The sequence below is a fragment of the Candidatus Methylobacter favarea genome (assembly GCF_902806695.1).
Lineage (GTDB): Bacteria > Pseudomonadota > Gammaproteobacteria > Methylococcales > Methylomonadaceae > Methylobacter_B > Methylobacter_B favarea.
The window spans coordinates 83172-95293 of sequence record NZ_CADCXN010000058.1; the positions used below are offsets into that span (position 1 = coordinate 83172).

Here is a 12122-nt window from a genome sequence, read left to right on the forward strand (position 1 = left end):
GCGGCGACGTTTGTCAAGCTAATTGGATCATGCCCGGGCAGAGTGAGGAATTTCTAAAGAGACTGGTGCCGATTTTCCGAATCGAGGCGGATGAGCATCTTAAAATAATGACTTCGGCACTTATCGAGCTGGAAAAATCGCCGCCGGAAAATCGGCAAGCCGAAATCATTGAAACCATATACCGGGAAGCGCACAGTCTGAAAGGGGCTGCCCGCACGGTTAACTTCAGAGAGATTGAGTCGATCTGTCAAACGCTGGAAAGCGTATTTTCAGGGTTAAAAAGCAGGCGGCTGACTATCACCGGATCTTTATTTGAGCTCCTGTATCAGGTAATCGATGGCATTGCCGGCCTGCTTGCGCCGGTGCCGGATGGAAACAAGCGGGAAACGGCTGGAACGCCAGGCGCAGCGCTGGTTCGCCGGCTCGAGGATGCCCTGCGCGGAAGAGATAGCATGGCTGCAGCTGAAGAATTAATGTCACCCGATGACTCCACCTCATCCGAACAACTCCCGCATGCGCCGGCCCAGACGCGTGACGCCGATGTGATGCATACGCCCTATCAGGCATTCAGCTTTTCAGCTGACACCGTCAGGGTCTCTACAGTGAAGCTCGATGCCATGATAAGACAGGCGGAAGAGTTCCTGTCGCCGCGCTTGGCTTCAGCGCAGCGCGCCAAGGAATTAGGCGAAGTCACTGCTGCTCTGGCAAGCTGGAAAAAGCAGCGCTCTGGACTTCGCCCTGCATTGCGGCAAATCGAGCGCTATGTCAACGAAACGGGTGCCAATAATGGCGCAGCTAAAGAGCTCCAGGAGCTTCCCAAGCTGCTGGAATATATGGAAGCGGAAAAGCTTTTCCTGAAAAACCTTGACGAACAGCTACTGAGGATAAGCAAGTTAATCAGTCATGACCAGCGCATTCTTGAAAATATGACCGATAGCCTGCTGCACGATGTAAAGGCAATACATCTGCAGCCGTTTTTTTCTTTAGTCGAGATTTTCCCCCGCTTTACCCGCGAACTGGCACGGGATCAAGGCAAACAAGTGGAACTGATCATCCAGGGAGGCGAACTCAAGATCGATCGGCGTATTCTGGAAGAGATGAAGGATCCGCTGATTCACATATTGCGCAATTGCATAGATCACGGCATCGAGCCGCCCGCCCTGCGCCGGAACAAAAGCAAGCCGGCCAAGGGCACTATTACTCTTGCCATTGCTCAAACAGACAATGGCAAGGTTGAAATCCTCATTGCTGACGATGGAGCAGGCATTGAAGCCGCCAAGCTAAGGGCAGCCGCGTGTAAACTCGGCTTTGTTAGTGCCGACGAAGCCGAGCAATTAGGCGACGCCGAAGCGATGGCGCTTGTTTTTCAGTCCGGCATTTCCACCAGCCCTATTATTACCGATGTGTCGGGACGGGGACTGGGCCTTGCGATTGTGCGGGAAAAAGTCGAACGCCTGGGCGGGGCTGTATCGCTTGCGTCAAATCCTGTTACCGGCACATCCTTCAGAATTACCCTGCCGCTCACCTTGGCCACTTTCAGAGGCGTTCTTGTTTGCGCAGGCGAACAACTTTTCGTCATTCCTGCCGCCAGTGTCGAACAGGTGATGCGAATAGAGGAAAAAGACGTCCGAACGATGCAAAACCGGGAAACGATCCTGCACGATGGCCAGGCAGTTTCACTCGTATGGCTCAGCGAGGTACTGGAATTTCCTGCCAAGGCAGCCTCAGCACAGACCTGCGTGGTTATTCTCTGCCTGGGCATGATCCGGGTTGCGTATCGGGTGGAAGATATACTTGGCGAGCAGGAAGTGTTGGTTAAATCGCTGGGAAAACAACTGATGCGGGTACGCAATGTCACCGGCGCCAGCGTTCTCGGAACTGGCCAGGTAGTGCCGGTGCTGAATGTTCCTGACTTGCTGAAATCGGCCGTAAAATGCGCTAAGGGGCCCTTCATTGCCGCCAGCGAAAAACCTGAACCGGAAAAACCCTCCATTCTGGTGGTAGAGGATTCGATTACTTCAAGATCCCTGCTCAAGAATATACTGGAGGGTGCAGGTTATCAGGTTACGACTGCCGTGGATGGAGCGGATGCCTATACTGCAATAAAAGCCGGAACCTTTAATCTGGTAGTATCCGATGTGGAAATGCCGGGAATGGACGGTTTTGAGCTTACTGCCAGGATTCGCGAAAATAAACAGCTGGGAGAATTACCAGTTATATTGATAACGGCGCTGGATTCACGTGAGTATCGCGAACGGGGCATCGATGCCGGCGCCAGCGCCTATATAGTAAAAAGCAGCTTCGACCAGAGCAATTTGCTGGAAGTTATCCAGCGGCTGATTTAACCGAATCACGGAAATTTATGCTCAAAGTCCTGATTATAGAAGACTCTCCTCCGAAACGTGAATTCCTCATCCATCTCCTGGCCTCGGCCCCCGATATTCTTATTATCGGGGCGGCCAGGAACGGTGATGAGGCGCTTGAAGCGGTGCAGCGCTATCGTCCGGATGTAATCATGATAGATATTAATATGCCGAAAATGGGCGGCTTGGAAACGGCGCGCCGCATTATGGAAACCCATCCCACACCGATTGTCGTCGTTAGCGGCAGCGCTGGTTTACAGGAAGCTTTAACGACATTTCGGGCTATGGAGGCAGGCGCTTTGGCTTTAGTGGGTCTGCCCTCGGGACTCGCTGATCCGAATCACGACATTATGGCCGGAGAATTGCTGCAAACAGTGAAGCTGATGGCGGAAGTCAAAGTGGTGCGGCGCTGGCCGCAGGCCAAATATCATACGACAGCAGCCCGGCAGCCGGGAAATATAAGCCTTACTCAGGAAACTTCACGCAGCAAGGTGATTGCAATCGGCGCTTCAACCGGCGGACCGCCTGTGCTCCAGTCTATTCTCGCAGCATTGCCAAAAAATTTCTCGCTGCCATTGCTGATTGTTCAACACATGGCTCCCGGTTTTGTTCAGGGTTTTGTAGACTGGCTGAGCCAGTCATGCAGTATGCCCGTTCATGTGGCCAGACATGGCGAGTACATAATTTCCGGCCATGTCTATGTGGCTCCTGATGAATTTCAGATGAAAGTGGAATACGGCGGAAAAATCCTTCTCACCCGGGATGAACTTAAAAACGGGCTGCGTCCTTCGGTTGCGTATCTGTTCAGGTCAATTATGGAAGTTTACGGTAGCGGTAGCGTAGCCTGCCTGCTTACCGGCATGGGCCGCGATGGCGCGGAGGAATTACGGCTATTGAAGGAAACAGGCGCAATAACCCTTGCCCAGGATAAGGAAAGTTCGGTAGTACACGGCATGCCCGGCGAAGCGATTAAACTTGATGCAGCTAGGTTTGTTTTACCGCCCGAAAAAATAGCCGCATTCTTGATCGAGGCGGCGAAAAAATATGAAAAAGTTCCATTAAAAAACTTATAAACACTGATCACATCTGGAACCCAAGCCCGTTTCCTTAAATGCCGGCTATTATGTTGAAATTGACTATACTTGAAAATATTTGTTAATCAGGCTGTGCCAAGAAACCCAAAGCAAGGTTAAAAAAATCAGGTCGGAGGTTAAGTGGAAACAAAAGGCTTTACTGAGGGAAATAAACCCACAGCCAATAAGCGTGAAATTGCGTTTAAACAAATACTGCGCCACCTGGCGGTGTTTTATTATAGCTTTAACGCCGAATTTCACTGTTGGAAATCGTTAATGTTGTTTGGACCTTCTTTATTGAAATGCCTGAGCTGTATGACTATGGAGGGTGAAGGGATTAAGGCATGGACAATCACATAAGAAGAGATAATTCGAATAATAATATCGAAATCCTTATTGCCGAAGACAGCAGGACGCAAGCCGAACAACTGCGTTTTTTACTTGAGGAGCGCGGCTATAAAGTAACTGCCGCAGCTAACGGCAGGGAAGCCCTTGAGTCGGCGCATACGCGCATGCCCTGGTTGATTATCAGCGATATCATTATGCCTGAAATGAACGGCTACGAACTGTGCAAGGCAATTAAATCCGATATTACTCTGAAACAAATCCCCGTTATTCTGGTAACCACGCTGTCTGATCCAAAGGATGTAATTAGCGGTCTTGAATGCGGCGCGGACAATTTTATCCGAAAACCCTATGATGATTGCTATTTGCTCTCGCGCATTGACTATTTGCTGATGAACCTGCAAATGCGCAAAAATCAGAAAATGCAGTTGGGGGTGGAAATCGACCTTGGCGGCAGCAAGCATTTTATTACCGCCGAGCGCCAGCAAATCCTGGATCTGCTTATCTCCACCTATGAACAGGCTATTCATATCAATAGCAAGCTAAAGCAGCGTGAACAGGAACTGGCCTGTTCCAACCTGGTACTCAATGGACTGTACCGTATCGCAGAGGGTCTCAACCAGGCTTTTAGTGAACAGGACGTGGTAGAAATAGCCCTGGAAAGAACAATGCAAGTACCGGGCATAGAATACGGCTGGATTTATTTGCGCGAAGACACTGCCCATTTCCGCCTTGCCGCCACTCGTAATTTACCCATTACCCTGAGAATACCCGAGATACTGGATGAAAATTGCATCTGCTGCCGCCAGCTTGCTGCAGACCAGATTAAAGAAAATATCAAGGTCTTTACCTGCGAGAAATGTGAACTGTCGGGCAAGGCTGATGTTGCTAGGGACAAACTGTCCGGCCATGTCTGCGTGCCGCTGTGGAATGGCGGACGCATTATCGGACTGATGAATCTGGCCGGCTCACGGGACAGCTTGTACAATGAAGAGAAACTGAAGGTTCTGGACAATGTCGGCAATCAAGTAGCTGTGGCGCTTGAACGCGCGCGCTTACACGAGCACCTCGAGCAACTGGTTAAGGAAAGAACCCGGGCGCTCACGCTCGAGATAGAGGAACGCAAACGCATCCAGGAAGACCAGGCGCGTCTTGTCGCTATTATAGAGGCCACGCCCGATCTGGTGGTTACCCTAACACCCGAGGGCGGCATGCTTTATGCCAATCAGACAGGCCAGCAAATACTGGGATTAAAGAAAAATAATGACCTGTCCAGACAGTCCCTGCATGGCGGCTTTCCTGAATGGATGGGCAAGCGGGTGATGAAGGAAGGCATTCCGCATGCGATTCGGCATGGCGTCTGGAGCGGAGAAACGACCGTCTTAAGCTATGATGGCCGCGAGATGCCCTTTCTTCAAGTCATCATTGCGCACAAGGATAAGGACGGATCGCTACAATATTTATCCACTATCGGCCGCGATATTACCCAGCTTAAGGCGGACAAAGCCAGAATTGTCCGTCTAAACCGGATTTACAGTTTACTCAGCGGCATTAATACGACCATCGTACGTGTCCGCAAGGCAGAAGAACTGTTCGTTGAGGCCTGCCGCATCGCTATTGATCTGGGTAAATTTATGTTCGCCTGGATCGGGATGCTTGATAACAGCACCCTGAAAATTAAGCCCATTGCAACAGCAGGGTATGACGACGGCTATTTGGCGCAACTAAATTTAAGCGCCGCAGCCGCAAGTTCAGACGCCTGCCGCTTCGTAACAGAAGTTATTGCACAGGCAAGGCCGTTTATTTGCAACGACATTGCTACGGATGACCGTGTGCAAGCCTGGCGCAGCGCTGCATTAAAGCGGGGTTACCGCTCAGCCGCAGTGCTGCCGCTGATCCTGGAAATGCGGACGGTTGGCGTATTTGTGCTATATGCAGCGGAGGCAAATGCGTTTGACAAGGAGGAAATGGCGCTGCTAGTCGAAATGGCGGGCGATATTTCATTTTCTCTTGATCATCTTGAAAAAGAGCAACTGATCAATTATCTTGCCTGCTTTGATGCCGTTACCGGACTGCCGAACCGCGCGCTGTTTCAGGACCGCGTGGATCAGTGGATAGGTACTGCAAACCTTGATCAAAGAGAGTTTTCCTTAATCATGCTGGATCTGGAACGGTTCAGCAACATTAATGAATCTTTCGGCCGCCGAGCTGGTGATGATCTATTATGCCAGTTTACCCGGCGGCTGACTGCAATATTGGATGAAACCGATATTCTGGCGCATCTTTCAGGCGACTACTTTTGCATTGCTACCCTTCGCGGCGATAAAAGTCTCGAGGTCGCCCATATTCTTGAAATGATTTTATCGGGCATTCAAAATCAACCGTTTCGTATCTGCGAAGCCGAGTTGCGTGTTTCGGCCAGGGCAGGAATATCTTCCTATCCTGCCGATGGACAGGACATGGAGACGCTGTTACGCAATGCCGAGGCAGCTCTGAAAAAGGCTAAACGCTCGGGCGACAAATATCTGTTTTATACGCCTGAATTCAATGCGCAGGTTTCCGAGAAGCTGTCGCTGGAAAATAAATTGCGGCGGGCGCTTGAACAGGAACAACTGGTTCTGCATTACCAGCCGAAAATTGAGCTTATTAACGGCAGGATTATCGGACTTGAGGCCCTGCTGCGGTGGAATGATCCTGAAATCGGCCTGGTCCCGCCCATGAGATTCATACCTCTGCTTGAAGAAACCGGACTTATTATCGAGGCAGGACGCTGGGCACTTGAAAAAGCCGTAGCGGACTCGCTGGTCTGGCAGGCAAAAGGATTCCGCTCGCCGCGAATAGCGGTCAATGTATCGCCGATTCAGCTTCGGCAGAAGGATTTTGTCAATACAGTGGCGAGTGCCCTAAGCGGCGCCGGCAAGGGGATGGTTGAACTGGAGCTTGAAATTACGGAAAGTCTCATTATGCAGGATATCGAGGCCAATATCCAAAAACTGCGCCGCATTCGGGAGATGAATGTAGAAGTATCCATAGACGATTTTGGTACCGGCTATTCTTCTCTCAGCTATCTGTCCAAACTACCTGTAAACACCTTGAAAATTGACCGCGCCTTCATCACCCACATGAGCACTAACAGCGATGACCTGTCTATCGTCTCAACCATCATTTCCCTGGCCCACACATTAAATCTGAAGGTCGTCGCGGAGGGTGTGGAGACTGATGAACAGGCTAATCTGCTGCGACGGCTCAAATGCGACGAAATTCAGGGATTTCTGTTCAGTCCGGGCGTTCCCGCACCGCAGATCGAAAAATTTTTGCTTGAAGAAAAAGCCTTGATCAACAAATAGCTCATCAGCATTCTGTTTCCATGCAAGGAGTAAGTGGTAAATTTTTATGAGATGAAGCCGTATAATACTAACCTGAAAAATAAAAGTTATGTAAATGTCAGGCTTGGCTGTCTGATCGTTCTTCTTAGCGTAATTATTACAGGCATGGCCCTATGGAAACTTGCCGCCTTTATCCTATCGAAATTATAAATTTTATTGTAAGCTATGGACAGCTGACTCCCTGAACCGCCTGCCCAGCGGCAACCAAAATATTATGAGCTATTATAAATACCATGTGTTCTTCTGCACCAATCAGCGCCAAGACGGCAGAGCCTGTTGTGCAGATAAGGATGCCCGGGCAATGTGCGATTACGCCAAGGATCAAGTTAAGAAACTGAAACTGCACGGCCGCGGTAAATGCCGTATCAATAGCGCAGGCTGTATGGACCGATGCGGTCAAGGGCCGGTACTGGCGATTTATCCGGAAGGAGTATGGTACACCTATGCGGGCAAAGCCGATATTGATGAAATTATCGAAGAACATCTGCAGCAGGGACGCATTGTAAATCGGTTGAAAATCTGATTACCGGCTTGCTGACTAATCCGCATTAATTTAGTATGCTTTTTAGCTAAGCGCTTGCCTGAACGAAAGCACTTCCCTCCCTTTCTTCGCCGGGTTCACCACGCTATAATTTTTTATGAGCCTGTATATTTATATATTCCTCATCACCCTTAGCTTCATCTTCTAGCCGGACTCTTGCTGAAAAAATTTCAGCGGGCTTCTGGGTTTATCCACCACGGGCCTTTACCCATAAAAGATTTCCTTGATAGTTGCTTTACTATCCCCTTCGAATAATCGAATACACAGCCATTCTTTGGCCTTATTATTGCGGAAAAAAATCCTGGCCTTCTCCCCTTTCTCCTGAAGTCTGCCCAGGGCGATATGTGTGACAGCGCACCGACTAGAGTCACCCAAGCATTTTATTATAGATTTGAAAGAATTCATTAATTTCTGGAGTGGTTCTTAAACCTGATTGAGGCGAATACGGCGATAGGCTCACTCTCCATCGACCCTAGACAATAGGAGGAAATAAAGCAGGCATGACGACTGTAGCATCAAGCCGAAGATGAGCGTTATTGCCATAGTTGGGTTTTTTATTATTTCATCATTAGCTGTCCAGAGGCCTTGAGCAACTATTAACAGTTATCTCGAAATAGATTCTTCAAATTGAATTCCTGTTGGAATTATTTTCAAGATCAAATTGATCCTGGTAACCATTTTAAAATTAAAGGAATATTTTATGAAAACTAAAAAAATTATACACGAAGCAAGTAACTCTATAAAAATTGACCGGTTAGAGGTAAGAAGCCTGCAATTTTTTAAAATTTTCACTCTACCGGTATGGGTGGCTATTGTTATAACTATCGGTCTTGGTTCAATTGCCAAACCTGTACGGTCACAAACTGCCGGAACCGAAGATGTGAAGCGGAATTATCGCTATATCAAACCTCAGGGTGTAGAAAATAAAACGGAAACCGGTAACTCAGGCACCAAGAAATCCACCTCGGCAAAAACTGCTGATGAAGCTAAAAAAACAAATCAGCCAGAGCACGGAGCCACTTCAGGCACAGGCGGAACTGAGAAAAGTGCCCAGCAAGGTGCAAAGGAGAGTTCCGGCACAATGAAGGAGCCTAAGAAAGCACAGCCAGGCGAACAAACCAGAAGCTCCGGCACAGAAACCGCTCCTTTAAATTCTAAAGAGAGTTCGGCTGATAAACGCCCTGATGTTAAAAAACCCCTTTCAGGTTCTGAGAATACTGCCACAGGGGGAACTGTCGGGCAAGAACCTAAAGGATCATCTGCTGCAACAGTCAAAGAACCCAGCGGTCAAACACCGCCATCAGCCAACCCGCCTGCTACTACCGGCCAAAACCCTCCGCCAATAACGCCCCCAGCTAAGCAAACAAAAGCCGCAAGCTCAACTTCTGAGGATCAAAAACCCCAAATTGATCATAAAATTGATCCGGTCAGTAACGCTGCAGAAGGTGAAAAGGCATTCCTCACCTTCGATAAGGCAGATAAAAACGGCGATCACTATGTAACTAAAGATGAAATCCAGGATTTCCCGGAGTTGCTGGAAGTATTCGACAAGGTAGATGCGGGCAAGGACGGCAAACTGGAACAACATGAATACCAAAATTTGGGTATGGAAACCAAACGTGAAGGAGAAATTCCCTAACGAATGAGTATGAGGCGGCCTGCTGCGCTTACCGTAGTTTAAATAAGCGAGTCATAGGAAATATATATACCGTTAATTACTAACATGCCGCATTTACAAGTGTTTTAGCGAAGGAATAATCATGAGCACAACAGATGGCAGCTACGGTCTTAAAGAAGCTTCGGGCCGAATGGAAAGCTTGGAACCTTTTAAATCCCAGACCAGTGTATGTCTGGCTATAAATCGGGGATTACACATCCTGGGTAATCAAAACTGCCTGAAATCCGGAACTCGGATACCTACGCTGCCAGATAATTTTATTGTGCCGAGAAAAATAGCCCGCTTCGCCGGTAAAGGCAGCTCTGAATGCCTGGAGCATGCGAGTGACGAAGCGGCTGTTCAGTGCTGTCAGGTTTATCGCTCGAAAGTACTTTATACCAAGGCTAAATCGGCAAAATCTGTTCAATATTCCGCTAATAAAACGCCCGTGTTTGGGCGTTTTTTTGCGGTTATTGCTCTGGATTCAGCCGGTACGATACATCAGGGCAGGCGTTTGGCCGTCAAGTTCTATACCGGGAATGAAGCCACTGCGCTTAAAATCGTAATTTTTGCTGCCGCATGGATAGGTATAGAAGCTTTTTTAATAATGAAGTCCACGCTGGAGAAAGTCGGCGTTGCAACTAAAATAGCGTCCCCCAGTCTGGGTAAAGTATTCGATGCCCAGAGCAAGAGCCTAGCTGTCGACCAGGCTGAAGATTTTTTACTGAAGATGGGCATTAAAACTAACAAAACTTCTATGCCTTCAGAAATAATTATAGGCAGCAAGACTGCTATGCCGGCAAGCTTGGCGGAGAATTTTATAGCCGCAATTGCTGCGTACCGGCAGGGGGAGCGGTTTGCGCTAACCCGAGTTAATGAAGCAACTACTATAATTAGAGCCGTTCTGCAGAGAGAAGCTTAAGCGGCCGTTTCAGAGGCTATGTCATTCGCAATTTGGGCTCTTATTATCGGCGCGCTGCTTATAGTCGCAGCTTTGTCGAATACTTTGCTGAAAAGGCTTCCTGTCAGTACTGCCATGGTTTATCTGGCAGTAGGTTACGGACTGGGGCCGGCAGGACTGAGACTCATGGAGCCCAATCCGCTCACCTATTCCATACTTCTGGAAAGAATGGCGGAAGCTGCAGTGCTTATATCACTTTTCGCTGTGGGCCTGAAATTGGGGCTTCCCCTATCCAACAAAGTTTGGCGTCTGCCCGTGCGATTGGCCGTTATCTCTATGGTGGTAACCATAGGACTGATCGCTATAATCGGAATTTTGGCTTTCAGTCTCCCTTTGGGCGCGGCAATTCTGCTAGGCGCCATTTTGGCGCCGACCGATCCGGTTCTGGCTTCCGATGTGCAGGTCGAAGAAGCAAATGATCAGGACCGGTTGCGCATAAGTTTGACTGGCGAAGGGGCATTGAATGACAGCTCCGCTTTTCCTTTTGTAATGTTGGGCCTGGGCTTACTGGGTTTACACGATTTAGGCATAGGGGGCGGGCGCTGGCTATTAGTTGATGTGCTTTGGGCCGCGGCAGGCGGTCTGCTTATAGGAACCGTCCTGGGCTCCTTGATCGGGCGCCTGGTCGTTTATATGCGCAGCCATCACAAAGAGTCAGTGGGTCTCGATGAATTCCTTACCCTGGGTCTTATCGCCTTTACCTATGGAGTAGCCGTCCTCAGCTATACCTATGGTTTTTTGGCTGTTTTCGCCGCCGGCTTTGCTCTGCAGCGAATAAAGCAGCCCGGCAAAATCGATCCTGCCTCATCTGTATCCATTGAAGCCACCTATTTGCAGAGCAAACAGGTTCAGGAAGAGTTGGCAACCCATTCGGAATATGCAGGTCTTTATATGATGCATGAAGTGCAGGGCTTTAACGAACGCCTGGAACGCATTGCTGAAGTGGCGATTGTGCTAATAGTAGGGGCGATGTTGCCATTTATTTCTATTGCGTCTGGCTCAGTATGGTTTCTTGCAGTATTGTTTCTGCTAATACGCCCTCTTTCAGTATGGGTTGGACTGCGCGGTAATGCTATAGACCAGGATCAATGGATTTTAATGTCATGGTTCGGGATTCGGGGAATCGGTTCAATTTATTACTTGATGTATTCAATTAACCATGGCCTGCCACCTGCGATAGCCCACGAAATTACTTCCCTGACAATTACAACGGTAGCGGTTTCGATTGTACTTCATGGCATATCAGTAACGCCGCTAATGAGTCTTTATGCCAAAAGAAAAGCTCGAAGATCTCAGGCAAAAATTTAACAATTTTTGGATAGTTTACTAATTGGGACATGAAAAATAATTAAGTGCGCTACCGCACTGACTAAAACCGCTTGATTTGATATTCTTTTTTTAAATTGTGAATAATTTTTCTGTTACACAATGAAAAAGCCAAGCTGAAAAATATTCTGTATATTTGAATTGTTCTTTAAATCGAAGTAAATAGCTCTTGTTACTACTTTCAATCGAGGATACACCTATGACCGCATCTAGTGCAGAACAACTATCCAAAGCCGCCGGCAAGACTGTCGAGCGCGTTAAAGCCGATGCCCATGAAGCGGTGGAAACCGCCGCGAACGTCTCCCGCCAGGCCGCCAAAGTTATGGGTGAAAAAGGCGAGCAAATGAAACACCTGGAAGAGCAATTTGTCGAAAATTGCCGCAACTATGTCCATGACAAGCCGGTGACCTCTCTCGGCGTTGCCGTAGCTCTGGGTTTTTTACTTAGCCGCTTGGTTAGCACACGCTAAC

Annotated in this window: 9 protein-coding genes; all 9 read left to right on the top strand. The window is 48.6% G+C overall.

Going from position 1 to position 12122, the window contains the following annotated elements:
- Positions 1 to 29: 29 nt before the first annotated feature.
- Positions 30 to 2345: a hybrid sensor histidine kinase/response regulator gene (locus HUX64_RS08350; RefSeq protein ID WP_174625776.1), complete on the top strand. Its 2316-nt coding sequence runs from the start codon at positions 30 to 32 to the stop codon at positions 2343 to 2345.
- Between the two features lie 17 nt (positions 2346 to 2362).
- A complete protein-coding gene (cheB, locus tag HUX64_RS08355) occupies positions 2363 to 3436 on the top strand; it encodes a chemotaxis-specific protein-glutamate methyltransferase CheB (RefSeq protein WP_174625777.1) in 1074 nt (357 codons plus the stop codon).
- Positions 3437 to 3577: 141 nt separating this feature from the next.
- Positions 3578 to 3796: a hypothetical protein gene (locus HUX64_RS08360; protein WP_174625778.1), complete on the top strand. Its 219-nt coding sequence runs from the start codon at positions 3578 to 3580 to the stop codon at positions 3794 to 3796.
- Positions 3781 to 7128, top strand: coding sequence for an EAL domain-containing protein (locus HUX64_RS19205; protein WP_217426474.1), 3348 nt, complete (start codon positions 3781 to 3783; stop codon positions 7126 to 7128). Before HUX64_RS08360 ends, HUX64_RS19205 begins: the two co-directional genes overlap by 16 nt.
- Positions 7129 to 7381: 253 nt before the next feature.
- Positions 7382 to 7690, top strand: a complete 309-nt coding sequence (locus HUX64_RS08375; RefSeq protein WP_174625779.1) for a (2Fe-2S) ferredoxin domain-containing protein — start codon at positions 7382 to 7384, stop codon at positions 7688 to 7690.
- Between the two features lie 718 nt (positions 7691 to 8408).
- Positions 8409 to 9347, top strand: a complete 939-nt coding sequence (locus tag HUX64_RS08380) for an EF-hand domain-containing protein (protein ID WP_174625780.1) — start codon at positions 8409 to 8411, stop codon at positions 9345 to 9347.
- A gap of 121 nt (positions 9348 to 9468) precedes the next feature.
- Entirely contained in the window at positions 9469 to 10287 is an 819-nt protein-coding gene (locus HUX64_RS08385) for a catalase (protein WP_174625781.1), read from the top strand.
- An 18-nt stretch (positions 10288 to 10305) separates the two neighbouring features.
- Positions 10306 to 11634, top strand: a complete 1329-nt coding sequence (locus tag HUX64_RS08390) for a cation:proton antiporter (protein ID WP_174625782.1) — start codon at positions 10306 to 10308, stop codon at positions 11632 to 11634.
- 217 nt (positions 11635 to 11851) lie between these two features.
- Positions 11852 to 12121 carry a glycine zipper domain-containing protein gene (locus HUX64_RS08395; RefSeq protein WP_174625783.1) on the top strand — a complete coding sequence of 90 codons (270 nt, stop codon included), beginning with the start codon at positions 11852 to 11854 and terminating at the stop codon, positions 12119 to 12121.
- Position 12122: the final 1 nt, after the last annotated feature.

Bases quoted from the DNA above. Each gene is read 5' to 3' on its own strand.
- HUX64_RS08350 (WP_174625776.1), top strand. From the start codon at position 30: ATGCCCGGGCAGAGTGAGGAATTTCTAAAGAGACTGGTGCCGATTTTC.
- cheB (WP_174625777.1), top strand. From the start codon at position 2,363: ATGCTCAAAGTCCTGATTATAGAAGACTCTCCTCCGAAACGTGAATTC.
- HUX64_RS19205 (WP_217426474.1), top strand. From the start codon at position 3,781: ATGGACAATCACATAAGAAGAGATAATTCGAATAATAATATCGAAATC.
- HUX64_RS08375 (WP_174625779.1), top strand. From the start codon at position 7,382: ATGAGCTATTATAAATACCATGTGTTCTTCTGCACCAATCAGCGCCAA.
- HUX64_RS08380 (WP_174625780.1), top strand. From the start codon at position 8,409: ATGAAAACTAAAAAAATTATACACGAAGCAAGTAACTCTATAAAAATT.
- HUX64_RS08385 (WP_174625781.1), top strand. From the start codon at position 9,469: ATGAGCACAACAGATGGCAGCTACGGTCTTAAAGAAGCTTCGGGCCGA.
- HUX64_RS08390 (WP_174625782.1), top strand. From the start codon at position 10,306: ATGTCATTCGCAATTTGGGCTCTTATTATCGGCGCGCTGCTTATAGTC.
- HUX64_RS08395 (WP_174625783.1), top strand. From the start codon at position 11,852: ATGACCGCATCTAGTGCAGAACAACTATCCAAAGCCGCCGGCAAGACT.